26 protein-coding genes and 1 tRNA gene are annotated in these 25,532 nt (G+C 70.2%); 14 read left to right on the top strand and 13 right to left on the bottom strand.

Translation table 11 applies throughout. The features are described 5' to 3' along the window. Positions 1-158: 158 nt before the first annotated feature. Together IE272_RS09990 and IE272_RS09985 are read left to right on the top strand one after the other, a co-directional pair. On the top strand, positions 159-686 hold the full coding sequence (locus tag IE272_RS09990) for a peptidylprolyl isomerase (RefSeq protein WP_050359820.1): 528 nt from the start codon (positions 159-161) through the stop codon (positions 684-686). A 130-nt stretch (positions 687-816) separates the two neighbouring features. Then, positions 817-1,719 carry a rhomboid family intramembrane serine protease gene (locus tag IE272_RS09985; protein WP_190006674.1) on the top strand — a complete coding sequence of 301 codons (903 nt, stop codon included), beginning with the start codon at positions 817-819 and terminating at the stop codon, positions 1,717-1,719. A 317-nt stretch (positions 1,720-2,036) separates the two neighbouring features. Here the strand turns inward: IE272_RS09985 and crgA are convergent, their stop codons facing one another. Then, positions 2,037-2,291: a cell division protein CrgA gene (gene crgA, locus IE272_RS09980; RefSeq protein ID WP_003967902.1), complete on the bottom strand. Its 255-nt coding sequence runs from the start codon at positions 2,289-2,291 to the stop codon at positions 2,037-2,039. Between the two features lie 142 nt (positions 2,292-2,433). Here crgA and IE272_RS09975 point away from each other — a divergent pair, with 142 nt between their 5' ends. The 6 genes from IE272_RS09975 (at position 2,434) to IE272_RS09950 (ending at position 7,019) form a co-directional block, all read left to right on the top strand. Further along, positions 2,434-3,201: a DUF881 domain-containing protein gene (locus tag IE272_RS09975; RefSeq protein WP_050359818.1), complete on the top strand. Its 768-nt coding sequence runs from the start codon at positions 2,434-2,436 to the stop codon at positions 3,199-3,201. A gap of 30 nt (positions 3,202-3,231) precedes the next feature. After that, positions 3,232-3,942 carry a class E sortase gene (locus IE272_RS09970; protein WP_190006673.1) on the top strand — a complete coding sequence of 237 codons (711 nt, stop codon included), beginning with the start codon at positions 3,232-3,234 and terminating at the stop codon, positions 3,940-3,942. Positions 3,943-4,020: 78 nt separating this feature from the next. Further along, on the top strand, positions 4,021-4,209 hold the full coding sequence (locus tag IE272_RS09965; protein WP_047177645.1) for a hypothetical protein: 189 nt from the start codon (positions 4,021-4,023) through the stop codon (positions 4,207-4,209). Then, on the top strand, positions 4,206-4,844 hold the full coding sequence (locus tag IE272_RS09960) for an aminodeoxychorismate/anthranilate synthase component II (RefSeq protein WP_050359816.1): 639 nt from the start codon (positions 4,206-4,208) through the stop codon (positions 4,842-4,844). The genes IE272_RS09965 and IE272_RS09960 overlap by 4 nt, the downstream gene beginning before the upstream one ends. Then, on the top strand, positions 4,841-6,250 hold the full coding sequence (locus IE272_RS09955) for a class E sortase (RefSeq protein ID WP_190006672.1): 1,410 nt from the start codon (positions 4,841-4,843) through the stop codon (positions 6,248-6,250). Before IE272_RS09960 ends, IE272_RS09955 begins: the two co-directional genes overlap by 4 nt. A gap of 25 nt (positions 6,251-6,275) precedes the next feature. Then, positions 6,276-7,019: a class E sortase gene (locus tag IE272_RS09950; protein ID WP_050359814.1), complete on the top strand. Its 744-nt coding sequence runs from the start codon at positions 6,276-6,278 to the stop codon at positions 7,017-7,019. Positions 7,020-7,118: 99 nt separating this feature from the next. On the opposite strand, the gene pknB is transcribed toward IE272_RS09950, so the two are convergent. The 6 genes from pknB to IE272_RS09920 form a co-directional block, all read right to left on the bottom strand. Further along, the gene (gene pknB, locus IE272_RS09945; RefSeq protein WP_050359813.1) at positions 7,119-9,113 is read right to left on the bottom strand and encodes a Stk1 family PASTA domain-containing Ser/Thr kinase; all 1,995 of its coding nucleotides are present in this window, start codon (positions 9,111-9,113) and stop codon (positions 7,119-7,121) included. Positions 9,114-9,284: 171 nt separating this feature from the next. Further along, positions 9,285-10,742: a peptidoglycan D,D-transpeptidase FtsI family protein gene (locus tag IE272_RS09940; RefSeq protein ID WP_050359812.1), complete on the bottom strand. Its 1,458-nt coding sequence runs from the start codon at positions 10,740-10,742 to the stop codon at positions 9,285-9,287. Next, positions 10,739-12,139, bottom strand: coding sequence for an FtsW/RodA/SpoVE family cell cycle protein (locus IE272_RS09935; protein WP_047177650.1), 1,401 nt, complete (start codon positions 12,137-12,139; stop codon positions 10,739-10,741). Before IE272_RS09935 ends, IE272_RS09940 begins: the two co-directional genes overlap by 4 nt. A 22-nt stretch (positions 12,140-12,161) precedes the next feature. After that, entirely contained in the window at positions 12,162-13,661 is a 1,500-nt protein-coding gene (locus IE272_RS09930; protein WP_190006794.1) for a PP2C family protein-serine/threonine phosphatase, read from the bottom strand. A 129-nt stretch (positions 13,662-13,790) separates the two neighbouring features. Continuing rightward, the gene (locus IE272_RS09925) at positions 13,791-14,309 is read right to left on the bottom strand and encodes an FHA domain-containing protein FhaB/FipA (protein ID WP_050359810.1); all 519 of its coding nucleotides are present in this window, start codon (positions 14,307-14,309) and stop codon (positions 13,791-13,793) included. Between the two features lie 10 nt (positions 14,310-14,319). Further along, positions 14,320-15,177: an FHA domain-containing protein gene (locus IE272_RS09920; protein WP_190006671.1), complete on the bottom strand. Its 858-nt coding sequence runs from the start codon at positions 15,175-15,177 to the stop codon at positions 14,320-14,322. Positions 15,178-15,490: 313 nt separating this feature from the next. Here IE272_RS09920 and IE272_RS09915 point away from each other — a divergent pair. The 6 genes from IE272_RS09915 (at position 15,491) to IE272_RS09890 (ending at position 20,453) form a co-directional block, all read left to right on the top strand. Continuing rightward, positions 15,491-15,573: transfer RNA gene (locus tag IE272_RS09915), tRNA-Leu, on the top strand. A gap of 382 nt (positions 15,574-15,955) precedes the next feature. After that, positions 15,956-16,780, top strand: a complete 825-nt coding sequence (locus tag IE272_RS09910) for a ScbR family autoregulator-binding transcription factor (protein ID WP_050359808.1) — start codon at positions 15,956-15,958, stop codon at positions 16,778-16,780. A gap of 162 nt (positions 16,781-16,942) precedes the next feature. After that, the gene (locus IE272_RS09905; protein ID WP_050359807.1) at positions 16,943-17,305 is read left to right on the top strand and encodes a winged helix-turn-helix transcriptional regulator; all 363 of its coding nucleotides are present in this window, start codon (positions 16,943-16,945) and stop codon (positions 17,303-17,305) included. A 187-nt stretch (positions 17,306-17,492) separates the two neighbouring features. Beyond that, on the top strand, positions 17,493-18,950 hold the full coding sequence (locus IE272_RS09900) for a DUF2252 domain-containing protein (RefSeq protein WP_229897254.1): 1,458 nt from the start codon (positions 17,493-17,495) through the stop codon (positions 18,948-18,950). A gap of 126 nt (positions 18,951-19,076) precedes the next feature. Next, complete coding sequence (locus IE272_RS09895) at positions 19,077-20,045, top strand: J domain-containing protein (protein ID WP_056702113.1); 969 nt, start codon at positions 19,077-19,079, stop codon at positions 20,043-20,045. 63 nt (positions 20,046-20,108) lie between these two features. Continuing rightward, positions 20,109-20,453, top strand: coding sequence for a rhodanese-like domain-containing protein (locus tag IE272_RS09890; RefSeq protein WP_032790275.1), 345 nt, complete (start codon positions 20,109-20,111; stop codon positions 20,451-20,453). A gap of 95 nt (positions 20,454-20,548) precedes the next feature. Here the strand turns inward: IE272_RS09890 and IE272_RS09885 are convergent, their stop codons facing one another. From IE272_RS09885 to paaA, 6 genes are all read right to left on the bottom strand, one after another. After that, positions 20,549-21,715, bottom strand: coding sequence for an acyl-CoA dehydrogenase family protein (locus tag IE272_RS09885; protein ID WP_057664573.1), 1,167 nt, complete (start codon positions 21,713-21,715; stop codon positions 20,549-20,551). 110 nt (positions 21,716-21,825) lie between these two features. After that, on the bottom strand, positions 21,826-22,884 hold the full coding sequence (locus IE272_RS09880) for a 2Fe-2S iron-sulfur cluster-binding protein (RefSeq protein WP_098891412.1): 1,059 nt from the start codon (positions 22,882-22,884) through the stop codon (positions 21,826-21,828). Beyond that, the gene (gene paaD / locus IE272_RS09875) at positions 22,885-23,382 is read right to left on the bottom strand and encodes a 1,2-phenylacetyl-CoA epoxidase subunit PaaD (protein WP_190006670.1); all 498 of its coding nucleotides are present in this window, start codon (positions 23,380-23,382) and stop codon (positions 22,885-22,887) included. Next, the gene (paaC, locus tag IE272_RS09870; RefSeq protein ID WP_050359802.1) at positions 23,376-24,092 is read right to left on the bottom strand and encodes a 1,2-phenylacetyl-CoA epoxidase subunit PaaC; all 717 of its coding nucleotides are present in this window, start codon (positions 24,090-24,092) and stop codon (positions 23,376-23,378) included. Before paaC ends, paaD begins: the two co-directional genes overlap by 7 nt. Next, positions 24,089-24,379, bottom strand: a complete 291-nt coding sequence (gene paaB, locus IE272_RS09865; RefSeq protein WP_007447213.1) for a 1,2-phenylacetyl-CoA epoxidase subunit PaaB — start codon at positions 24,377-24,379, stop codon at positions 24,089-24,091. The genes paaC and paaB overlap by 4 nt, the downstream gene beginning before the upstream one ends. Further along, on the bottom strand, positions 24,376-25,422 hold the full coding sequence (paaA, locus tag IE272_RS09860; protein ID WP_050359801.1) for a 1,2-phenylacetyl-CoA epoxidase subunit PaaA: 1,047 nt from the start codon (positions 25,420-25,422) through the stop codon (positions 24,376-24,378). Before paaA ends, paaB begins: the two co-directional genes overlap by 4 nt. Positions 25,423-25,532: the final 110 nt, after the last annotated feature.

Below are 25,532 nucleotides of genomic sequence, written 5' to 3'. Positions count from 1 at the left end.
AAACGGTTCATGTGAAGTGTGCCGACGACAATGCCACGGTTCAGTGGCGAACGCGCCGTTTCGTCCGGCATCCGGCCGCACATTTCCCGGTCCGTGGGAGGATCGGCGGACGTCAGCGATGGATGTGGCGTCAGGTGAAGGACGAAGGAAGGCAGACCGTGGCCGAGCAGCTTTACGCCACCTTGAAGACCAATCGGGGCGACATCGAGATTCGGCTTCTGCCGAACCACGCCCCCAAGACGGTCCGGAACTTCGTCGAGCTGGCCACCGGGCAGCGCGAGTGGGTCAACCCGGAGACCGGGGAGAAGTCCACGGACCGGCTGTACGACGGCACCGTCTTCCACCGCGTCATCAGCGGCTTCATGATCCAGGGCGGCGATCCGCTGGGCAACGGCACCGGCGGCCCCGGCTACAAGTTCGCCGACGAGTTCCACCCGGAGCTGGGCTTCACCCAGCCCTATCTGCTGGCCATGGCGAACGCGGGCCCGGGGACGAACGGCTCCCAGTTCTTCCTGACCGTGTCCCCCACCGCCTGGCTGACCGGCAAGCACACCATCTTCGGCGAGGTGTCCGGTGAGGCGGGCCGCAAGGTCGTCGACGCCATCGCGGCCACCCCGACCAATCCGCGTACCGACCGTCCGCTGGAGGACGTGGTGATCGAGTCCGTGGTCGTCGAGACCCGCTGACGTCCGCTTCCGCCGGATACCCCTCGCGGGAACCAACCGCCCCGCCCGTCCGTACTGATACATAGCGGACCAGCGGGGCGGCCCTGTTCGCGCCGCCGAGCGACGAGGACCGAGAGGCAGGCCAGGACCGATGGACCAGCAGCCGCCGGGGGACCGGGCCGCCGCGGGAAGCGGTGTGCCGACGCCGACCTGCTACCGCCACCCCGACCGCGAGACCGGCATCAGCTGTACGCGCTGCGGGCGGCCCATCTGCCCCGAGTGCATGGTCAGCGCCTCGGTCGGCTTCCAGTGCCCCGACTGCGTACGTCAGGGCTCGGGCACCGGGCACCACCCGGCAGCCGCCCGGCCGCGGACGCTGGCGGGCGGTGCGGTGGCCGCCGACCCGCGCCTGGTCACCAAGATCCTGGTCGGCATCAATCTGGCCGTCTTCCTCCTGGTCTCCGTCCGTCCCGCGCTGGTGGGCGATCTGACGCTGCTCGGGCTGGCGTGGGACCCGAGCCCGCCGCCGGGATCCATCGAAGGCGTCGCCGAGGGCCAGTGGTATCGCCTGGTGACCTCGATGTTCCTGCACCAGGAAGTGGTGCACATCGGGTTCAACATGCTGGGGCTCTGGTGGCTCGGCGGACAGCTGGAGGCGGCGCTCGGCCGGTCCCGCTATCTCGCCCTCTACCTGCTGTCCGGCCTCGCGGGCAGCGCCCTCACCTACCTGATCGCCGCGCCCAACCAGGGTTCGCTGGGCGCGTCCGGCGCGGTCTACGGCCTGTTCGGCGCCACCGCCGTCCTGATGCGGCGGATGAACTACGACATGCGTCCGGTGCTGGTGCTCCTGGCGATCAACATGGTCTTCACCTTCACCTGGGGCGGCATCGCCTGGGAGGCGCACGTCGGCGGTCTGATCGCGGGTGTCGCCATCGCCGTCGGCATGGTCCACGCCCCGCGCGAGCGGCGTACGGCGGTGCAGGTGGGCGCCTGCGCGCTCGTCCTGCTGGCGAGCATCGGGATCATCGTCGCCCGCACGATGTCCCTCACCTGAGCCGGGTCCCGAGCCGGTCCAGAGCCGGATCCAGAGCCTGATCCTGTGCGGAACAGGGGTCTCCACCCCCAGGCCGACCGAAGTTGTCCACAGTGTGCGCAGAATCTTGTGCATGGCAAGAGGAACAGTCGTTCCCCTTGTCGCTGAGCTGGGTTTTTCCGCCAGGACAACGGGGTGCAGCCCCCCTCGACGAGGGAGGCTGCAGTCACACCGGCGTCAACTTGAGTGGAGGTTATCCACAGATCGTCTGACCTTTTCCCCCAGCTGTGGATAACTCTGTGGGTAACTCAGGGCAAGGCTTGCGCGGAGGTGGTCCGTCACTTCCACTGCGTCGACACGGCGAAGCCGCCGGCGATGAAGCCGAAGCCGACCACGATGTTCCAGTTGCCCAGGGCGTCGACCGGAAGATCGCCTTCGGTCACGTAGAACACCACGATCCAGGCCAGCCCGATGAGGAACAGGGCCAGCATCACCGGAGCGACCCAACTGCGATTGGTCAGCTTGATAGCCGTTGCCTGCTTCGCCGGGGGCGGCGTGAAGTCGGCCTTCTTGCGGATACGTGACTTCGGCACGAGGGACTCTCCTGTCGATGCGCTGCGTGACCGCGCAGGGATCTGTGGCGGGCGCCGGGGGCGGGGTGCCAGGGGGAATGCTGCCTCCCCCGAGCGTCCGTTAGCGTAGTGCTTCTCTGGCGCCTGATGAGATAAGGGTACGTTGAGCAATTCTGCCGACTCCCCAGAAGGCCCGGCCCGGCGCACCTCCGCGTGGGCGGTCCGGGGGCTCACCGCTGCGGTTTTCGCCCTGGCCGGACTGATCTTCGTCACCAGCGCCAACACCGCCAAGGGCACCAATCTGCGCAGCGACTCCTCGCTGCTGAAGCTCTCCGACCTGATCAGGGAGCGCAGCGAGAAGAACGGCGAACTGAACGATGCGGTCGCCGGCGCCCGCGCGGACATCGACGCCCTGGCCCAGCGCGACGACGGCTCCACCAAGGCCGAGGACGCCCGGCTGAAGGCACTGGAGAAGGCGGCCGGCACCACGAAGATCAGCGGCGACTCCGTCAGCGTGACGCTCAATGACGCGCCCCCCGACGCCACCGCCAACCCCGGCTACCCCGAGCCCCAGCCCAACGACCTGGTCATCCACCAGCAGGACCTGCAGGCCGTGGTGAACGCGCTGTGGCAGGGCGGGGCGCGCGGAATCCAGGTGATGGACCAGCGGCTGATCTCCACCAGCGCGGTCCGCTGCGTGGGCAACACGCTGATCCTCCAGGGCCGCGTCTACTCCCCGCCGTACAAGGTCACCGCGGTCGGCGACCCGGGCAAGCTCAAGCGGGCGCTCAACGACTCCACCGCGATCCAGAACTACCTGCTGTACGTGAAGGCGTACGGGCTGGGCTGGAAAGTCGACGAGAACGAGGCGGTGACTCTTCCCGGGTACTCGGGCACAGTGGATCTCCACTACGCACAGCCTGTGGAGTGAGCCCGAGCTGAGCCCCGGGGAGGCCGTCCGGTGTCGGTGCGACTCGTCGTCAGAACCTTCAGCGAACTCTGCATCACCGCGGGTGCGCTGATCATCCTTTTCGTCGTCTACTTCCTGTTCTGGACCGGTGTGAAAGCCGCCGACGCGGCCGAGGGCGAGATCGACACCCTCCAGAGCCAGTGGGCCCGGGAGCCCGTGGCACAGGCCCCGCCGCCCGGCTCCGCGGAGCCGTCCCCGTCCCCGTCGGCGGCCCCGGCCCCCGCCCCGTACCGCGACGGAAAACCCTTCGCGACGATGCGCATCCCCCGCTTCGGCGCCGACTGGGAATGGCCCGTTCTGGAGAACACCGCGGTCGGAACCCTGCAGAAGGGGCTCGGGCACTACAGCGGAACGGCCCGCCCCGGCGACACCGGCAACTTCGCGGTGGCCGGGCACCGGAGGACGTACGGCGACCCCTTCAAGGACTTCCCGAAGCTGCGGCCCGGGGACGCGGTGGTCGTGAACGACGGCACGACCTGGTTCACGTACCGCATCGCGAAGAAGCCGTACCGGACCGTGCCCACCGACACCGCCGTCGTCGACCCGGTGCCCCGCGGCTCCGGATTCGAGGGCGCCGGACGCTATCTGACGCTCACCACGTGCGAGCCGGAATGGGGCAGCAGCCACCGGCTGATCGCCTGGGCGCATCTGGACGCGACACGGCCGGTGAGCGACGGAAGGCCGCCGGAACTTTCCGGCTGACCCGAGCTTTTCCACAGCTGACCCCCTGTCCGGCCGCGGCCCTCTAGTCTGGTGCGGGTACCGAATGGAGGGGTCAGCATGTACGGCTGGATCTGGCGGCATCTGCCGGGCAACGCATGGGTGCGGGGCGTCATCTCGCTCGTGCTGGTTCTGGCGGTCGTCTACGCGCTGTTCCAGTACGTGTTCCCGTGGGCGGAGCCGCTGCTTCCGTTCGGTGATGTGACCGTCGACGGCGCGAGCGCCGGTGGAGCAGGAGCCGACCAGTGAGCGCACGCATCCTCGTCGTGGACAACTACGACAGCTTCGTCTTCAACCTCGTTCAGTACCTCTACCAGCTCGGCGCCGAGTGCGAGGTGCTGCGGAACGACGAGGTGACCCCCGCCCACGCGCAGGACGGCTTCGACGGCGTCCTGCTCTCGCCGGGTCCCGGCACGCCCGAGCAGGCCGGCGTCTGCGTCGAGATGGTGCGGCACTGCGCGGACACCGGCGTCCCGGTCTTCGGCGTCTGCCTGGGGATGCAGTCGATGGCGGTCGCGTACGGCGGTGTCGTCGACCGGGCCCCCGAGCTGCTGCACGGCAAGACCTCCCCCGTGACCCACGAGGGCAAGGGCGTCTTCGCCGGACTGCCGTCCCCCTTCACCGCGACGCGCTACCACTCGCTCGCCGCCGAACCCGGTGCGCTACCCCCGGAGCTGGAGGTCACCGCCCGCACGGCGGACGGCATCATCATGGGGCTGCGCCACCGCGACCGGGCGGTGGAGGGTGTGCAGTTCCACCCCGAGTCGGTGCTCACCGAGCACGGCCACCTGATGCTCGCCAACTGGCTGGAGCAGTGCGGAGACCAGGGGGCCGTCGCGCGGTCGGCGGGGCTCGCGCCGGTGGTGGGCAAGGCCGCCGCGTGACCGCAGGCCGCCCCGGGCACGACGCCGGACCGGAGGGCCCTCACGCGCAAGGGGCGTACGGGGCCGACGGCGCGTTCGTGGCGGCGGTGGACGGACTCGCGGATCCGCTCAACGATCCGCTGCCCGGCGGGCACGCCTCGCCGTGGTTCCGGGCGGACAACATCCCGGGCGGACCGGGAGCGGACGGCCCCGGAGCACCCGAATCCGTACCGGATCCCGTGCTCGGACACGTACCGGAGCCGGTGCTCGGACACGTGCCGGATCCCGTGCTCGGACACGTACCGACGGCGGCGCCGTCGCACGAGGCCGGTTACACGCCTCACCAAGGGCCTCAGCAGCCCCAGGGAGCCCCGAACGAGTGGTATGACCCCGTCGGGTACCAACGCGACTGGTACGGGCCCCAGCAGCCGTCTGCGCGAATAGCTCCGGCCGAGGAGCCGGTCCCGGCGCCGGACCTGCCCGCCGAACCGCGCACCGAAGTCATGGCCGCTGTCGTCGGGGGGCCCGCCGAGCCCCGCACCGAAGTCATCAGCCGCATTCCGGCCGAGCCCGAGCCCGATCTCGATCCCGAGTCTGCTTCCCGCCCCGGTGCGCCTCCCTCCGGTGGGCGGGCCGAGCGGCGGCGGGCGGCCAAGGGGCGCGGCCGTCGGCGCCCGGAGCCGGTCGCGGAACAGGCCGCCCCGGCCGCCCCGATGTCCCGGGTGGAGGCCCGGCGCGCGGCGAAGGCGGCCAAGGACAGCCCGGCGGTCGTCGCCAGCCGGGTGGTCGGCGAGGTGTTCATCTCGCTGGGCGTCCTGATGCTGCTGTTCGTCACCTACCAGCTCTGGTGGACCAACATCCGGGCCGAGCAGATCGCCGGCAAGGAGACGAACCGGATCCAGGACGAGTGGGCCAGAGGCGACCGGAAGCCCGGCGTGTTCGCACCCGGCCAGGGCTTCGCGATCATGCACATCCCCAAGCTGGACGTCGTCGTCCCGATCGCCGAGGGCATCGACAAGGAGAGGGTGCTCGACCGGGGGATGCTCGGCCACTACGGCGAGGGCAGGCTCAAGACGGCGATGCCCTCCGACAAGCAGGGCAACTTCTCCGTGGCCGGCCACCGCAACACCCACGGCGAGCCGTTCCGCTACATCAACAAGCTCGAACCCGGCGACCCGATCGTGGTCGAGACGCAGGACGCCTACTACACGTACGAGATGGCCAGCATCCTCCCGCAGACCGCGCCGTCCAACATCTCGGTGATCGAACCGGTACCGGTGGGCTCAGGGTTCCAGGGCCCGGGCCGGTACCTCACGATGACGACGTGCACCCCGGAATTCACGAGTACCTACCGGCTGATCGTCTGGGGCAAGATGGTCGACGAACGGCCGCGCAGCCAGGGAAAGCCCGACGCGCTCGTCGGCTGAACATCCTCACGACAGGGACGGTGCGGTGGCAGCGAGGACCGAGCACGACGAGCGGGCCGGCACATCCACGTCCCAGGTGGACGCGCCCCCGGTGCGCCCGCGAGGCCGCCACCCCGTCGCGACGGCCGTGAGCGTCTTCGGCGAACTGCTCATCACCGCGGGCCTGGTGCTCGCGCTGTTCGTCGCGTACTCCCTGTGGTGGACCAACGTGCTCGCCGACCGCGAGGCCGACAAGCAGGGCGACACGGTCCGCAGCAGGTGGGCGGACGGGCCGGGCGCCCTGGACACCAAGGACGGCATCGGCTTCCTGCACGTGCCCGCCATGAAGAACGGCGAGGTGCTGGTCAAGAAGGGCACCGACCCCGAGACCCTGAACAACGGCATCGCGGGCTACTACACCGACCCGGTCGAATCGGGCCTCCCCTGGGACGACGAGGGCAACTTCACGCTGGCCGCGCACCGTGACGGGCACGGCGCGAAGTTCCACAACATCCACAAGCTGAAGAACGGTGATCCGGTCGTCTTCGAGACCAAGGACACCTGGTACGTCTACAAGGTCTACAAGAAGCTCCCCGAGACGTCGAAGTTCAACGTCGACGTGATCCAGCCGGTCCCGGAGGAGTCGGGCGTCAAGGAGCCGGGCCGCTACATCACGCTGACGACCTGCACCCCGGTCTACACCTCGAAGTACCGCTACATCGTGTGGGGCGAGCTGGAGCGTACGGAGAAGGTCGACAAGGACCGTACGAAGCCGGTCGAGCTGCGCTGAGCCCTCGTGCCGAGGCCGCTCGCGCCCGGCACACGGGAAGGGCCCCGGTCACCGAGTGGTGACCGGGGCCCTTCCCGTGTGCGGTGGGTGGAAGGCGGTTCAGTCGTCGCCCATGCCTCCGATGAAGCCCCCGCCGTTCCCGCCGTTCCCGCCGCCCTCGATGGTCACGAGGGTGACGGTGCTGCCCTTGGGCGCCTGGGTGGTCGGCGCCGGGCTGCTGGTGATCACCCGGGCGTTCGGCTTGTCGACCGAGTTGGGGGCGAGCGCGACCACGAAGCCGAGCCCTTCGAGCTGGCCCTTGACGTCCTGGTACGGCCTGTTGCCGATGTCACCGGGGATCGCGACCTGCTCCGGCTGTGCCGGCCCCTTGGAGACCTTCAGGACGATCTGCACGTCCTTGGCCTGCTTGCTCGGGCCCGCGGGGGTCTGCTCGATGACCTCTCCGGCCGGCTTCTCCGAGTCCACGTCGGCCCGTGAGACGTTGGTGAATCCGAGCTGGTTGAGCTGGGCCACGGCGGCGTCGTACTGACGGGTCCGCACGTCCGGCATCGGGTCGGTCGTCTGCACGGCCACGGTGATGGTGATCTCGGCACCCTCCTCGGCCTTCGCGCCGCCCTTGGGGTCCTGCTCGATCACGGTGCCCTCGGTCTTCTCGGACTCCTCCGTGGTGACGTTGACCGTGAAGCCCTTGCCCTCAAGAACCTCGCGGGCGCCGTCCTCGGACTTCTCCAGGACGTTGGGGATCTCGACCTTCGGCGCTCCGGCGGAGACGACGACCGTGACGGTGCCGTCCTTGTCCATCAGCGCGTCGGCCGCCGGATCCTGCGAGCAGATCTCGCCCTTCTCCTGCTCCTCGCACGGCTCCTCGGCGCCGACCTTCACGGTGACGTCGGTTCTGGCCGCGAGTTTCTCCGCCTGGTCCACCGTGGAGCCCACCAGGTTCGGGGCCTTGATCTGGCCGTCGTCGCTGGTCGGGGAGAAGATCACCCGGCCGATCAGGATCGCGCCGACCAGCACCAGGATGCCCGCGACGACCAGCAGGATCGTCGAGGTGTTGCTCTTCTTCTGCTGGCGCCGACGGCCCTGGCGGTCGTCGTAGCCGTAGCCGCCGTCGTCCGGGTTGACCGGGGGCAGCATCGAGGTCTGCGCGTTGTTCGGGTCCGTCGGGCGCAGGGCGGCGGTGGGCTGGTCGGTGTGGTAACCGTCGTAGCCCCCGTACCCCGCGGCGCCCATCGCCGCCGTGGCCGCGACCGGCTGGCCGTCGAGGCAGGCCTCGATGTCGGCGCGCATCTCGTCGGCGGACTGGTAGCGGTAGTCCGGGTCCTTGGTGAGCGCCTTCAACACGATCGCGTCCATCTCGGGCGTGATCTCGGGGTCGAAGTTGCTCGGCGGCTGCGGTTCCTCCCGCACGTGCTGGTAGGCCACCGCGACGGGCGAGTCCCCGACGAACGGAGGCCGGACCGCGAGCAGCTCGTACAGCAGGCAGCCGGTGGAGTACAGGTCGGAGCGCGCGTCGACCTGCTCGCCCTTGGCCTGCTCCGGGGAGAGGTACTGGGCGGTGCCGATGACCGCGGCGGTCTGCGTCATCGTCATCCCGGAGTCGCCCATGGCGCGGGCGATGCCGAAGTCCATGACCTTGACCTGGCCGGTGCGCGTCAGCATGACGTTCGCCGGTTTGATGTCGCGGTGGACGATCTGGGCGCGGTGCGAGTACTCCAGGGCCTGGAGGATGCCGACCGTCATCTCCAGCGTGCGCTCGGGGAGCAGCCTGCGACCGGAGTGCAGGAGCTCCCTCAGCGTCGACCCGTCGACGTACTCCATCACGATGTACGGGATGGAGACCCCGTCGACGTAGTCCTCACCGGTGTCGTACACGGCGACGATCGCGGGGTGGTTGAGCGAGGCGGCCGACTGGGCCTCACGGCGGAACCGGGCCTGGAACGACGGGTCACGGGCCAGATCGGCCCGGAGCGTCTTCACAGCTACGGTGCGGCCGAGCCGGGTGTCGTGCGCGAGGTAGACCTCGGCCATGCCACCACGGCCGAGCACCGAGCCCAGCTCGTACCGGCCGCCGAGGCGACGCGGCTCTTCCATAACTGTTCCAGCCCTCTCCGTCAGTCCCGACCGCACCCGTGTGTGGTCCGCGGCGGTGCGCTGTTCGCGCATACGCTACCGGGCACGGGTGACGTGATCAGCCCGCACCCGTCAGCCGATATCCGACCGGTATCCGATGTCCGGTATGACGGGCGGCCGCCGTGACAGGTCTCACTTCTTGCTGTCGATGACTGCCTTCATCACGTCGCGCGCGATGGGGGCGGCCAGCCCGCCACCGGAGATGTCGTCCCGGTTGGCGTTGCCGTCCTCGACCACGACGGCGACGGCGACCGGTGAGCCGCTGTCGGTCTTCGCGTACGAGATGAACCAGGCGTACGGCTTCTCGCTGTTGTTCAGACCGTGCTGTGCCGTACCGGTCTTGCCGCCCACTGTGACGCCGGGGATCCGCGCGTTGGTTCCCGTGCCGTCCTTGACGACGGTTTCCATCATCTGCTGGACCTTCTGGGCGTTCTCACCGGAGAGCGCGCGGCTGAGCTCCTCGGGCTCGTGGGTGTAGACCGGGTCCAGGTTGGGCGCCTGCCGCTCGGCGACCATGTACGGCTGCATCAGCTTGCCGTCGTTGGCGATCGCGGAGGCCACCATGGCCATCTGGAGCGGGGTGGTCCGGTTGGACGCCTGGCCGATGCCGGCCATCGCGTTCTGCGGCTTGTTGTCCTCGGGGTAGATGCTCGCGTCGGCGCGGACGGGCGTGAAGACTTCCTTGTTGAAGCCGAACTTGTCCGTCTGCTCGATCATCTTCTCGTTGCCGAGGTCGTCGCTCATCTTCCCGAAGACGGTGTTGCACGACACCCGCAGGGCCTCGCGCAGCGTGGCGTTCTCGCAGGGGATGTTGCCCTCGTTCTTGAGCTGCGTGGTGGACTGCGGCAGCGTCCAGGGCAGCGGCGAGTCCGTCTTGGCGTCGATGTCGTCGTAGAGCCCGTTCTCCAGGGCGGCGGCGGCGGTGACGACCTTGAAGGTGGAGCCCGGGGGGTAGGTCTCGCGCAATGCCCGGTTGAGCATCGGCTTGTCCTTGTCCTTCAGGAGCTTCTGCCGGTTGTCCGAGTCCTTGAGGGAGTTGCCGGCGAAGACCGAGGGGTCGTAGGACGGGGTGCTGGCGAGGGCGAGGATGGCGCCGCTCTTCGGGTCGAGGGCGACCACCGCGCCCTTCTTGTCGCCGAGCCCCTTGAAGGCGGCCTTCTGGGCATCGCCGTTCAGCGTGGTGACGATGTTGCCGCCGCGCTTCTTGTCGCCGGTGAACATCGACAGCGTCCGGTCGAAGAACAGCTGGTCGTCGTTGCCGGTGAGGATGCCGTCTTCCAGGTTCTCCAGCTGCGAGGAGTCGAAGGCCTGCGAGGAGTAGCCGGTCACGGGGGCCCACAGGGGCCCGTCCTTCCAGACCCGCTTGTACTTGAAGTCGCTGTCCTCGGTCTCGGCGGAGCCGGTGATCGCCTTGCCGTCGACGATGATGTCGCCGCGCTCGTGGGCGTACCGCTCGATCTCGACGCGGCGGTTGTACTTGTGGCTGTTCAGCTCGTCGGCGCGGACGTACTGGAGCCAGTTGTCCCGGATGAGGAGCGCGAGGACGAGGATGCCGCAGAAGATCGCGATCCGGCGCAGGGGCTTGTTCACGGGCGGACCACCTGCGTCATCTCGGCGTCGGTGGACGGGGAGGGGGCAGGCGCCGGGCGACGGGCGGTATCGCTGATTCTGATCAGAATGGCGATCAGGGCCCAGTTGGCGAGCACGGAGGAACCACCTGCCGCCAGGAACGGCATCGTCATACCGGTGAGCGGGATGAGGCCCATCACACCGCCGGCGACGACGAACACCTGGATGGCGAACGAGCCGGAGAGGCCGATCGCGAGCAGCTTGCCGAACGGGTCGCGGGCCGCCAGCGCGGTGCGCACGCCGCGCTCGACGATCAGGCCGTAGACGAGGAGCACGGCCATCATCCCGGCGAGCCCGAGCTCCTCGCCGACCGTGGCCAGGATGAAGTCGGAGTTGGCCGCGAAGCCGATCAGGTCGGAGTTGCCCTGTCCGAGCCCGGTCCCGAGGGTGCCTCCGGAGCCGAAGGCCATCAGGGACTTCGCCATCTGCTCGCTCGCGTTCAGCTTGCCCCAGCCCGCGAACGGGTCGAGCCAGGCGGTGATGCGCTCCTGGACGTGCGGTTCGAACGTGGCGACGCTGACCGCGCCGACCGCCGACATCAGCAGACCGAAGACGATCCAGCTGGTGCGCTCGGTCGCCACGTAGAGCATGACGACGAACATGCCGAAGAAGAGCAGTGAGGTGCCGAGGTCGGTCTCGAAGACGAGGATCAGGATCGACATCGCCCAGATGGCGAGGATCGGACCGAGGTCCCGTCCGCGAGGCAGGTACAGGCCCATGAACCGTCGGCTGGCCAGGGCCAGCGCGTCCCGCTTGACCATCAGGTAGCCCGCGAAGAACACCGTGATGATGATCTTGGCGAACTCGCCGGGCTGGAGCGTTCCGACGCCCGGGATCTTGATCCAGATCTTGGCGCCGTTCACGGCGGGGAAGAACATCGGCAGGATCAGCAGGAACAGCGCCACGACCATGGAGATGTACGTGTAGCGCTGGAGGATGCGGTGATCCTTCAGGATGGCCAGGACCGCGACCAAGGTGCCCACGCCGATGGCGGAGAACAGCAGCTGCTTCGAGGCGGCGGGGACGAAGGTGTCCAGGGCCTGGAAGCGTTCGGACTGGTCCAGGCGCCAGATCAGCGCCAGGCCCAGTCCGTTGAGCAGGGTGGCCAGAGGCAGCAGCAGGGGGTCCGCGTACCGCGCGAACCTCCGGACCGCGAGGTGGCCCACACCGCCGAGCAGGGCGAGGCCCGCTCCGTAGCCGAGCATGCCGGCGGGCAGTTCGCCGTTGAGGGCGAGGCCCACGTTGGCGTAGGCGAACACCGAGATGGCGACGGCGAAGACGACGAGCGCCAGCTCGGTGTTGCGGCGGCTCGGTGCGTCGATCGCGCCGATGGTGGTCGTGTTGGTGACAACGCTCATGGTGCTGAAGGCCCCCTACGGCTTACTGCTTACCGCACTGCGGGACCAGCTTCTTCTCTTCCTCCGAGAGGCTGGGGCCGGGAGTGGGAGCGGTGGTCGGCTTGGTCCCCTTGGCGGAGGACGTGGCGGAAGTCCTGGTGGCGGGGGCTCCGGCGGTGCCGCCGGCCTCGCCCTCGCCCGTACGGGCCCGGTTCTCGGCGTCGGCCGCGCGGCGCTGCGCGTCCTTCTTGCAGGCGGAGGCCTGGGCGGCGAGCTCGGCGACCTTCTCGCGGGCGTCGGTGATGTTGCCCTCGGCGATCGTCGCCTCGACCTGCTTGCGCTGGTACGGCGGCAGGTACTTGAGCTCGATCTCGGGGTGGTTCTTCTCGATCTTCGAGAGCGAGACCCAGGCGAGGTCCTGGCTGATGCCCTGGAACAGTGCGACGTTCTCGTCCTGGGCGCCGACGTAGTACTGCGTCTGCGTCCAGCGGTAGCCGCCGTACAGACCGCCGCCGATCACGGCCAGTGCGAGCACGATGAAGACGGAACGCTTCAGCCATTTACGGCCGCCGCCCGGTTTGGCGAAGTCCTCGTCCGTGTAGGCGTCGTAGGAGCCGTCCGGCATGCCCCCGTAGCCGACGTCGCCGCTGCCGGGCGGGCCGAAGCCGCCGGCGGGCGGGGGCACGGGGCGGCCGAGGCCTGCCGCGCGGCCGGCGGGCGTCTGCATGGCCCCGCCGTCGCCCAGCTGGGCCTGGTTCTCCGCGACCGCGCCGACGACGACGGGGGTGTCGTTGAGCTGCCCGGCCAGGGTGTCGTTGCTGTCGACGTCCAGGACGTCGGCCACGATGCAGGTGATGTTGTCCGGGCCGCCACCGCGCAGAGCGAGCTGGATCAGGTCCTGGATGGTCTCCTGCGGGCCCTGATAGCTGGCGAGGGTCTCTTCCATCGTCTGGTGCGAGACAACGCCGGAGAGACCGTCCGAGCAGATCAGATAGCGGTCGCCGGCGCGGACCTCGCGGATGGAGAGGTCCGGTTCGACGTGGTCGCCGCTGCCCAGCGCCCGCATCAGCAGGGAGCGCTGCGGGTGGGTGGTGGCCTCTTCCTCGGTGATCCGGCCCTCGTCGACGAGGCGCTGCACCCAGGTGTGGTCCTGGGTGATCTGCGTCAGGACGCCGTCCCGCAGCAGGTACGCGCGGGAGTCGCCGACGTGCACCAGGCCGAGGCGCTGACCGGTCCAGAGCAGGGCGGTGAGCGTGGTGCCCATGCCCTCCAGCTGGGGGTCCTCCTCGACCATGACGCGCAACTGGTCGCTGGCCTGCTGCACGGCGGTGCCGAGCGAGGTCAGAAGATCGGATCCCGGTACGTCGTCGTCGAGCGGGACGAGCGTGGAGATCACCTCGGAGCTGGCGACCTCACCGGCCGCCTGACCGCCCATGCCGTCGGCGATGGCGAGGAGCCGGGGACCGGCATAGCCGGAGTCCTCGTTGCCCTCCCGGATCATGCCCTTGTGCGACCCGGCGGCGAAGCGCAGCGACAGACTCATGCGCACCTCGCCCGTCGGCTCGGGGTACAGCCTGTCTCGAGCCACACTGCCCACCCTCCGGTCGGGAACCGGGCAGCGTCCGCCGTCGGGACCGCCGCGGCTCGCTCGCTCCGCTCGCTCATTGTCGTACTACTTCCGCAGCTCGATGACGGTCTTGCCGATACGGATCGGCGCGCCCAGCGGAACTGGTGTCGGGGTGGTGAGCCGGGTCCGTTCCAGATACGTGCCGTTGGTGGACCCGAGATCCTCGACGATCCACTGGCCGTCACGGTCCGGGTAGATCCTGGCATGCCTGCTGGACGCGTAGTCGTCGTCCAGCACGATCGTTGAATCGTGGGCCCGGCCCAGGGTGATGGTCTGGCCCTGGAGCGCGACCGTGGTGCCCGTGAGAGTGCCTTCGGACACGACCAGCTTGGTGGGCGCCCCGCGGCGCTGCCGGCCGGACTGCTGGCGCTGCTGGGGCGGCGCCGCTTGTTGTTGTTGGCGGCCCTGCTGGGGGCGCGCGTCGGCGGCAGTGCGGCGTGAGCCGCGCTGCGTGACGCGCGTTCCGAACAGGTCGCTTCGGATGACCTGAACGGCCACGATGACGAACAGCCACAGAACAGCCAGGAAACCTAGCCGCATGACCGTCAGGGTCAGCTCTGACATTGCCCCCGCTTCACCCTTCGGCTTGCCGGTAAACGATGGTGGTGCTGCCCACGACGATCCGCGAGCCGTCGCGGAGCGTAGCGCGGGTGGTGTGCTGCCCGTCTACCACGATGCCGTTGGTAGACCCGAGATCCTGGATCGTCGAGGGCGTTCCGGTCCGGATCTCACAGTGCCGGCGCGATACGCCGGGGTCGTCGATCCGCACGTCGGCGTCGGTGGATCGTCCCATCACCAACGTCGGGCGGGAGATCTGATGGCGGGTGCCGTTGATCTCGATCCAGCGCCGTGTCCGGGCGTCCGGCAGGGGGCCGGGCGCGGCCGGCGGGCGCCGGTCGTTCGTGGGGGCCGGGGGCCGTCCGGTGCCGGGCGGCGGGGCCGCGGGCATCGGCGGAGCGGCGCTCGGGGGGTAGCCGTAGCCGCCGGGAGCCTGGGGGGCGGCGGGCCGCCCGGCCGCGGGCTGCTGGGGCTGAGCAGACGGGTCCTGCTGTGACGAACTCGACGCCAGAGTGCGGCTGCGGACCCGGTAGAGCCCGGTGTCGAGGTCGTCGGCCTTCTCCAGGTGGACCTTGATCGGTCCCATGAAGGTGTAGCGCTGCTGCTTGGCGTAGTCGCGCACCAGGCCGGAGAGCTCGTCGCCCAGCTGACCGGAGTACGGGCTGAGTCGCTCGTAGTCGGGTGTGCTGAGCTCGACGATGAAGTCGTTGGGGACGACGGTCCGCTCACGGTTCCAGATCGTCGCGTTGTTGTCGCACTCCCGCTGCAGGGCGCCGGCGATCTCGACAGGCTGCACCTCGGACTTGAAGACCTTGGCGAAGGTGCCGTTGACCAGCCCCTCGAGGCGCTGCTCGAAACGCTTCATGACCCCCATGGGGCACCTCCTCCGTTGTCATCGTCCCTGTACTGCTTACTGATCGTATCCACGCGTCGGGAAATCGGCTGGTTCCCCTTGTCTGGCCTGTGGATGAGTGTCACCCCTCACACGGATCGTAGAGGTGGCCTCCTCACAGTGTCCCGCACCCGGGACGCACTCTGGAGGAGTGGGGGCGATGGTTCGGGGTTCCCGCTTCCCCTCCCGGAGCCGACGAAACAACGGATGTGAATCCACCCTGTCCAGCGTGCTAATCTTCCGTTTGTCGCCAGGCGATCACCCCACTGGGTGAGAGTCTGAAAACACCACTCATGCGCGAGTGGCGGAACGGCAGACGCGCTGGCTTCAGGTGCCAGTGTCCTTAGGGACGTGGGGGTTCAAATCCCCCCTCGCGCACAACGGGCAGTCGCTTGCGACTGTCAGGTTGGTTCGACAGAACCCCCGCTTCGGAGAGATCCGGAGCGGGGGTTCTTCGTTGTTCCGCGTTTCGATGCCCTGGCGTCGGTGGTGTCGGTACCTGTGGTGTCCGTGGTGGTCTTCGTGGTCTTCGCGTTCTTGTCGGGCCGTGTTTTTGACGGACGGGCGGGGTACGGACAGGCGGGTAAGGAGGAGGTGGCAGCGGGTGTCCGTGGGCGGTGATCCACTGGGTGTGGGCACGGTTTCCGGACAGACCGATGGCCGGTGCAACGGCGCACTTGCATACGCTGGCCGCAGAGGTTGGATCGACGGCGACTCGGCGGTGAAGGGCTGAGCGCACAGAACGTCCCGGAGGCAGGAAATGGCGAAGCAGGCTCGCGCGGTCCAGACGTGGCGGTCGATCGTGGATGCCGCGGCGAGTGTCTTCGACGACTACGGCTACGAGCGTGCCGCCATCTCGGAGATTCTCCGCCGCGCCAAGGTCACCAAGGGGGCCTTGTACTTCCACTTCGCCTCCAAGGAGGCCATCGCGCAGGCGATCATGGACGAGCAGACCTCCACGGTGGAGTTCGAGCAGGAGGGGTCGCCGCTCCAGTCCCTGGTGGACGGTGGCCAGCAGTTCGCTTTCGCCCTGCGCCACAACTCGATGGCCCGGGCCGGCACCAGGCTCTCCATCGAGGGCGTCTTCCTCGGTGGACCGCATCCCTGGGGCGACTGGATCGACGCGACGGCCCGGATGCTGGAGCTGGGCCAGGAGCGCGGCGAGGTGTTCCCACAGATCGACCCGATGGTGTCAGCCAAAATCATCGTCGCCTCGTTCACCGGTATTCAGCTGGTCTCGGAGGCCGACTCCGGTCGGGCCGATCTGCGCGAGCAGGTGGCGGAGATGTGGCGCCACATCCTGCCGTCGATCGCTCACCCCGGCGTCATCGCGCACATCAAGCCGGAGGGCCGGGTGGATCTGGCGGCCCAGGCGCGCGAGAAGGCGGAGCGTGAGGAGCAGGAGGCCAGGATCGCGGCGGAGGCCAAGGGTGCCGGCTCCGATCCCGACTCGGGCTCCCGGCCGGGCGGGGCGGGCCTGCGGGGCGGTGGGTCCGGCCGTGGTCCGCGGGCCGGGGGGACCGGCGACGAGGGCGACGAGGAGCCCGCAGGTGCGGGGGTGGCGGCCGGAGGGGTCGTCGCCTGATCCACTCGGGGCGTGCTGTGTTTCACGTGAAACGCCCGATTGGTCATGATCATCATACGGTGGGACCGAGGGGCCGCTGGAGGCTCCGTGGCCCCGCCGGCGTTCACCGAATGGCTACTTACTTTTAGTAAGCCGCCAAGAGGGGCCCAGTACTCTGGGGAAATGGCGGATCACGGCGAGCAGCCCTGTCGGCGCGTTGACGGGGGGATCAGTCGCGTCTTCGCGTTGTTCGGCAAGCGCTGGACCGGCCAGATCGTCTCCGTGCTGCTGCAGCGACCGGTGCACTTCGCCGAACTGCGACGGGCGATTCCCGGAATCAGCGAGCGCATGCTCTCGGACCGGCTGACCGAACTCGGCGCGGCCGGCCTGGTGCTCCGCGAGGTGGACGAGGGACCGCCGCTGCGCGTCGCGTACCGGCTCACCGAGGCGGGCGCCGCGATGGAGCCCGCGCTCAAGGAGCTGGGGCGGTGGGCCGACACCTATCTGACGCGGGACGACGCCACCGGATCCGGGACCGGCTGCTGACCACTCCCGGCCGGTCCGGGACGTACCGCTGTCGTCCACCGGGCCCGCCCCGGCGTCTGTCCACAGGGCCCGGCGGGTGCCGGGAATCGGCGGTACCGTCGTGCTCGGTCGCTGGTGGACAGGGCCGCTGACCGGTCGGACAGCCGGGCAGCTGGAAGCGGTACGAGGGTGGGGGAGGCGGCGTTCCATGAGCGGAACCGAGGCGACGATGCCTGAGCAGCGGACTGCGGGAACGGGAACCGAGGCGACCGCGGGAGATGATCCGCGCATTCCTGTCGTGCCCGGGTTCGCCCGGCGTGGGGCCGCGAGTTCACCGAAGGCGGCGGGCAAGGCCCTCCGCGACCGGGTGCCGCGCTCCTCGCACGCCTCGCTGGTCCTGCCGCCGGGACGGCCGGACGCCGTGCGGGCGGTCGAGGAGTCGAACCGGGGCCGGGTGCCGGGCCTGACGCCGATACGGGTGGGCCGGATGGCGGCGACGCCGTTCGCCTTCCTGCGGGGTGCGGCCGGACTGATGGCCCACGATCTGACGGGCAGCCCGGTCACCGGGGTGGGCGCCCAGCTCTGCGGCGACGCGCACGCGGCCAACTTCGGCCTCTACGGCGACGCCCGGGGCAGCCTGGTCATCGATCTGAACGACTTCGACGAGACCGTCTTCGGGCCGTGGGAGTGGGACCTCAAGCGGCTCGCCACCTCCCTGGTGCTCGCGGGCCGGGCCGCCGGGGCCGACGAGGACACCTGCCGCCGGGGCGCGCACGACGCCGTCGGCGCCTATCGGCGCACGATGCGACTGCTGGCCCGGCTGCCCGCCCTCGACGCCTGGAACGCGATCGCGGACGAGGAGCTCGTCTCGCACACGGACGCGCGGGATCTGGTCGGCACCCTGGAGCGGGTCTCGGAGAAGGCCCGCAACAACACCAGCGCCCGCTTCGCCGCCCGCTCCACCGAGGAGTGCCCCGACGGCGGCCGCCGCTTCGTCGACGCCCGGCCCGTGCTGCGCCGGGTGCCGGACGCCGAGGCCGCGGTCGTGGCCGCCGGGCTGGGCGGCTATCTCTCCACCGTCTCCGAGGACCGGGTGCCGCTGCTGGCCCGGTACACGATCCATGACGTGGCGTTCCGGGTGGTCGGCACCGGCAGTGTGGGGACCCGGTCGTACGTGGTGCTGCTGCTCGATCACCGGGGTGAGCCGCTGGTCCTCCAGGTGAAGGAGGCGCGCCCTTCGGTGCTCGCCCCCTATCTGCCCGCGGTCGGCTTCGATGTGCCGGAGGTGGCGCACGAGGGCCGCCGGGTGGTGCTCGGGCAGAAGCGGATGCAGGTCGTCAGCGACATCCTGCTCGGTTGGGCGGACGTCGACGGCAGGCAGTTCCAGGTCCGGCAGTTCCGGAACCGCAAGGGCAGTGTGGACCCCGCCGCGCTCGCCGCCGACCAGGTGGACGACTACGGGCGGATGACCGGGGCGCTGCTCGCACGGGCGCACGCGCACAGCGCCGACCCCCGCCTGCTGGCGGGCTACTGCGGCAAGAACGACGAGCTCGACGGGGCGGTGGCCGCCTTCGCGGTGACGTACGCCGACCGTACGGAAGCGGATCACGCCGAGCTGGTGCGGGCGATCAAGGCGGGCAGGCTGGCCGCCGAGTTCGGTATATGACGGGTCCGTGAGGCGGTGGGGCCCGGTTCCGTGAGGCGGCCGGGTCCCTGGTTCATGGGGGGGTGGGCCCCGGCCGGGGCCCACCGTGTGTGCTGCGCCGCCTGGCCGTGGCCATACGCTGGACGGGTGACCCACGAAGCCGCCGGGGTGCCGACCACCCGGAACGATGAAGACCGGCAGGACAACGACCGGCCGGACGCGCCCCGACCCGCCCCCGAAGCGGAGGACGCCCCGGGGGCGCAGGACGCTCCGGGGACGCCGGACGCGTCCGGTGGCGCGGACGCCGCTGCCGGGGAGGCCGACGGCCCCGAGGACGCCCCGCCGCGCCCCGAGGCACGGCTGGCCAGGGCGGTGCAGGTCGCCGAGCAGGCGCTGATCGAGTTCGAGATCGCGGTGGAGACCTTCCGGGTGGAGGTCGAGAACTTCTCCCGGCTGCACCACCAGAAGCTCGGCCCGATGTACACCCGCCTCGACGAGCTGGACGCGCTGATCGCGGAGGCGCGGGCCGCCCGGACCGGGGATCCGGAGGACGAGCGCAAGGCGCGGGAGGCGCGGGCGGTCGTCATGCCGATGCCCGGGGTCGAGGAGCTCTTCCACGACTGGATGGACACCGACGGGCTGTCGCCCGAGGCCGCGGCGATGCTCACCGAACAAGCGGTCCGGCCGCCGAAGCGGGTCAGGCCGAGCGAGGAGGCCCGCAAGCTCTACCGGGAGCTGGCCCGCAAGGCGCACCCGGACCTCGCCCAGGACGAGCCGGAACGGCAACGCCGGGACGAGTTCATCGCCCGGGTGAACGCCGCCTACGGGCGCGGCGACGTCGACCTCCTCAAGGAACTCGTGGCGGAGTGGGCGGCCGGTCCGGTGCAGCCCCTGACCCCCCTGAGCGAGAGCGAGGAGCTCTACGCCCGGCTGGAGTGGCTCAGCCGGCGCAAGGAGCTGCTGACGGTGCTCGCCAAGGAGCTGGAGGACGGTGCGATCGGCTCGATGCTGCGGATGGCCCCGGACGACCCGGATCAGCTGCTGGAGGACATCGCGGAGCAACTGCTGGGCGAGGTGTCCCGGCGGGAGGCCGAGCTCGCGGAGATGGTGCAGTAGCGTTCCGGGTGACTCTGCCGCGTATGTACGAGGCCCAAGATCGCACGAGAGAAGGCATGACCCATGAATTTCGCCCCGCTGCCCTCGGTGGACGCCGCGGCGGTGCCGTCGGACGGCTTCGTCCTGGACGTCCGTGAGAACGACGAGTGGGCGGCCGGTCACGTCGAGGGTGCGCTGCACATCCCGATGAGCGACTTCGTGGGCCGGTTCGGCGAGCTGACGGAGTCCGCCGAGGACGGCCGGCGTGTGCATGTGATGTGCCGGGTCGGCGGCCGGTCGGCCCAGGTCACCCAGTACCTGGTCCAGCAGGGCATCGACGCGGTGAACATCGACGGCGGCATGCAGGCCTGGGACGGCGCCGGACGCCCGATGGTCACGGACAACGAGGCGCCCGCCTTCGTCCTCTGAGCCCCAGGACCCGGCGGGGGCGTGTTCGGCGGGGACCCGTCCGCCGATCCCCGCCGGGCCGGGCCCGGTGCCTGTCGGTCGGCCGAGCTTGTCGGTCAGCCGAGCGGGTGGGCGGCCAGCAGGTCGCCCAGGGCCTCCTCATGGGCCGCGGCCGGGCCCAGGGAGAGCTCGATCTGCTTCGCCCAGGCATGGAAGCGGTGCAGCGGGTAGTCGGTGTCCGCGCCGAAGCCGCCGTGCAGGTGCTGTGCGGTCTGCACGACGCGGCGGACGCCGTCGGAGGCCCAGATCTTCGCCACGGCCACATCGGCCGCCGTGGGCAGTGGCCCCCCGGCGTCGGACGAGATCCGCCAGGCGGCCTGCCAGAGCGTCGCCTCCATCGCCCGCAGATCGATGTACCGGTCGGCGGCCTGGACGGCCACCGCCTGGAACGTGGCGACCGGGAACCCGAACTGCTCGCGCTTGCCGGTGTATTCGGCGGTCATCGCGAGCACCCGCTCGCCCAGACCGAGCGCGAGCGCGCAGGTTCCCGTGGTGAGCAGGGACCTCAGCCATTCCCAGCAGCCCGGCGCGTCGATCAGCTCGTGGGCCTCCACCCGGGCGCCGTCGAGCCGGACCTCGGCCAGGCGCTCACCGCTGGTGGAGACCTGGTCCGCGAGGGTGACGCCGTCGCGGGTACGGGGCAGGAGGGCCAGGACCGGGCGGCCCCCGGCGGTGTGCGCGGGGATGGCGATCCAGTCGGCCGCCTGGGCCCAGGGAACCGCGGACTGCACCCCGTCGAGCACCCAGCCGGAGTCCTCTGCCGATGTCCCGTTCTCTTCGTTCTCCCCGTACGGCCGTGCGGTGACGGCGAGTTCGGCGGGATCGTGACCACTGCGTCCGTTGGCGCCGACGGTCAGGATCAGTTCCCCCCGGCCGGCCCGGGGGAGCAGCTCCGCCGCGAGGGTGCTCCCGCCGTACCGCTGGACCGCCGTCGCGACCGCACAGCTCTCCAGCAACGGGACCCTGGCCAGCACCTTCGCCGACTCCCGCAGGACCAGGCAGAGCGCGATCGGGTCGAGGCCGGCGCCCCCGTGGTCGGGCGACAGCGTGAGACCGAGCAGGTCCGTGCGCGCCAGCTCGTTCCACAGCTGCCGGTCGATGTCCTCCGCCACGGCGCCCGGGGTCAGGGCGGGACTGGGTGCTCGGTCGGGTGCGACATCCGAGAAGACGGCCCTGGCCGCCTCGACCGCCGCCTGCTGTTCCTCGGTGAAGGTGAAGTCCACTGTCCCGGCCTCCCGCTGTCCCGTTCACGCCCTGACGGATCGTCAAGATAGAACAGGTTCTACAGGAAGGGAACAGTGAGGAGGCACGGGGCCGGTCCGCGTCGGCGCCCTCAGCGGTCGAAGTCCAGCTCCACCTCCGGGGTGAGCGGATGCGACTGGCAGGCCAGCACGAAGCCCGCCCCGGTCTCCTCCGGTTCCAGCGCGAAGTTGCGGTCCATCCGGACCTCGCCCGAGACGAGGAACGCCCGACAGGTCCCGCACACCCCTCCCTTGCAGGCGTACGGAGCGTCCGAGCGGCTTCGCAGCACCGTCTCCAGCAGGGATTCGGTGTCCTGCACGGGCCAGCTGCCCGAGCGGCCGTGGAGGGTGGCCGTCAGCACGGCGTCGGACGGGGCGGCGACCTTGACCACCGTCGCGTCGGTGGGGCCCTCGTCGACGTGGAAGATCTCCTGGTGGACCCGGGAGCGGTCGACGCCGAGTGCCTTCAAGGCCTTCTCCGTGGCCCGTACGAGGCCGAGCGGCCCGCACAGGAACCAGCCGTCCACCTCTGCCACCGGAAGCATGGCGGGCAGCAGGCCGGTGAGCCGTTCGGCGTCCAGCCGCCCGGAGGGGAGACCGGCCGACTGCTCCTCCCGGGAGAGCGCGGTGACCAGCTGGAAGCGGTCCGGATACCGGTCCTTGAGGTCGGCCACCTCGTCGAGGAACATCGTCGACGCCGCGGTGCGGTCGCTGCGGATCAGACAGAACCGGGCCGTCGGCTCCCGGTCGAGCAGGGTGGCCGCCATGGACAGCACCGGGGTGATGCCGCTGCCCCCGACCACGGCCGCGAACAGACCGGGACGCGGCTTCAGGACGAACCGGCCCATCGGAGGCATGGCCTCCACCCGGTCCCCGACGGCCAGCTCCTTCAGGGCGTACGTGGAGAAGGCCCCGCCGTCGACCATGCGGATGCCCACCCGCAGGACCGGATCGCCGGGCTGCTCGGTGGCCGGTGCGCAGATCGAGTACGAACGGCGGATCTCCTGGCCGTCCACGGTGTAGCGCACATTCAGATGCTGGCCGGGGGTGTGGCGGAAGGTCTCGCGCAGCTCGGCCGGCACGGCGAGCGTCACGGCCACCGCGTCGTCCGTGATCCGTTCGATCGCGCTGACCCGGAGCGGATGGAACATCTACAACTCCTTGAAGTGGTCGAACGGTTCGCGGCAGGCGACGCAGCGGCGCAGGGCCTTGCACGCCGTGGAGGAGAACCGGCTGAGCAGTTCCGTGTCCGTGGAGCCGCAGTGCGGGCAGCGCACCGAGAGCGTCAGCGGCACGGGTCCGCCGTCGGCGCCGTGGGCGCGCGGCGGGGCGATGCCGAACTCGGCCAGTTTGCGGCGCCCTTCGGCGCTGATGTCATCCGTCGACCAGGCCGGCGCCAGCACCGTGACCACGGAGACCTCCGGGACGCCGTGGTCGTGCAGCACCCGCTCGATGTCGGCGGACATCGCCTCGATCGCCGGGCAGCCGGTGTAGGTCGGGGTGAGCCGCACGGTCACCCGGCCCGGGCCGTCCACCCGCACGCCCCGCAGGACGCCGAGCTCCGCCAGGGTCAGCACCGGCAGTTCGGGGTCGGGCACGGAGCCGGCGAGGTCGCGCAGCTCCGCCTCCAGCCGGGTGTCGGTCACCATGACGCCCCCGGATGGCTGCGGTGCAGGTGCTGCATCTCGGCGATCATGCGGCCGAACGGCTCGGTGTGCAGGCCCTGTCGGCCCGCTCCGGCCGCCCAGCCCCCGGACTGCGGGCCCGCCGGGAGGGTCAGGCCGGCCCGCTCGACGACATCGGTGACAGCGACGAGCCAACTGCTCCGCAGCGCGGCCCAGTCGACACCGGACTCCGGGGAGTCCAGCCCTTCGACCGGCTGGAACATCTCCCCGGTGAACCGCCACAGCGCGTCCAGGCCGCTCCGCATCCGGCCGCGGCTCTCCTCGGTGCCGTCGCCGAGCCTCAGGACCCACTGCTCGGCGTGGTCACGGTGGTAGGCCACCTCCTTGACCGCCTTGGCCGCGAGCCCGGTGAACTCGCCGTCCCCGGCCGCCAGTCGCTCGTACAGCAGGTGCTGGTAGACCGAGAAGTAGAGCTGGCGGGCGATGGTGTGGGCGAAGTCCCCGTTCGGCTGCTCGACCAGCTGGAGGTTGCGGAAGGCCCGCTCCTCGCGGAGGTAGGCGAGCTCGTCCTCGTCGCCGACGAGCGAGAGCAGCACCCGGGCCTGTCCCAGCAGGTCCAGGGCGATGTTGGCGAGAGCCACCTCCTCCTCCAGGACGGGGGCGTGACCGGCCCACTCCCCCAGCCGGTGCGAGAGCACCAGCGCGTCGTCGCCGAGGGCGAGGGCGGCGCTCACAGGTGCTTCACCCCGTCCGGGATCTCGTAGAAGGTGGGGTGGCGGTAGGGCTTGTCGCCGGCCGGCTCGAAGAAGGAGTCCTTCTCGTCGGGGGAGGAGGCGGTGATCCCGGTGGACGGGACCACCCAGATCGAGACGCCTTCCGAGCGGCGGGTGTAGAGGTCGCGGGCGTTGCGCAGGGCCATCTCGGCGTCCGGCGCGTGCAGGCTGCCCGCATGGGTGTGGGACAGTCCGCGCCGCGAGCGCACGAACACCTCCCACAGAGGCCAGTCGGTCGAGCTGCTCATGCCGTCTCCTCCACATGGTGCGCGGGCGCGCTGTTCGGTGCCGGCGCCTGGGTCGATGACTGCGCCGGGGCGTGCTTGGCGGCGTACGCGGCTGCCGCGTCCCGGACCCAGGCGCCTTCCTCGTGGGCCGTGCGCCGCTGGGTGATCCGCTGTTCGTTGCAGGGGCCGTTGCCCTTGAGGACCGCCTGGAACTCGGCCCAGTCGATCGCGCCGAAGTCGTGCCGGCCGAGCTCCTCGTTCCACCGGATATCGGGGTCGGGGAGCTCCAGGCCCAGCGCTTCGGCCTGGGGCACGCAGATGTCCACGAAGCGCCGGCGCAGCTCGTCGTTGGAGTGCCGCTTGATCTTCCAGGCCATGGACTGCTCGGAGTGGGACGAGGCGTCGTCGGGCGGGCCGAACATCATCAAGGAGGGCCACCACCAGCGATTCACCGCGTCCTGCGCCATGGCGTGCTGGGCCTCGGTGCCACGGCTGAGGGCGAGCAGCAGTTCGTACCCCTGGCGCTGGTGGAAGGACTCCTCCTTGCAGATGCGGACCATCGCACGGGCGTAGGGGCCGTAGGAGCAGCGGCAGAGCGGCACCTGGTTGGTGATCGCCGCGCCGTCCACGAGCCAGCCGATCGCGCCGACGTCGGCCCAGGTCAGCGTGGGGTAGTTGAAGATCGACGAATAGCGCTGGCGGCCCGCGTGGAGCTTGTCGAGCAGCTCCTCGCGGCTGGTGCCCAGGGTCTCGGCGGCGCTGTAGAGATACAGGCCGTGGCCCGCCTCGTCCTGCACCTTGGCCATGAGGATCGCCTTGCGGCGCAGCGAGGGCGCCCGGGTGATCCAGTTGGCCTCGGGCTGCATGCCGATGATCTCCGAGTGGGCGTGCTGGGCCATCTGGCGGACCAGCGTCGCCCGGTAGGCGTCGGGCATCCAGTCGCGCGGCTCGATCCGCTCGTCCGCCGCCACGGCCGCGTCGAAGGCCGCGACGCGGTCCGCGTCCACCGCGTCCTCCGTGCCGAGCGTCTTCTGCGTCGTCTGGTCCGCAGTCACTGCCGCCATCCCGGGCTCCCTACCGACCGATCGTTCGGTTCCTTGACTTCAATGGTGAGTCGGAGGCCCGTAGGGTGTCAACCCTGTGGATAACTGAGTGGTGATCGACGGTGAGCGGG

The organism is Streptomyces anulatus (genome assembly GCF_014650675.1).
GTDB classification, from domain to species: Bacteria; Actinomycetota; Actinomycetes; order Streptomycetales; family Streptomycetaceae; genus Streptomyces; species Streptomyces anulatus.
Note: the sequence above shows the minus strand (reverse complement) of the source record. Positions and strands in the feature narration are given on the sequence as shown.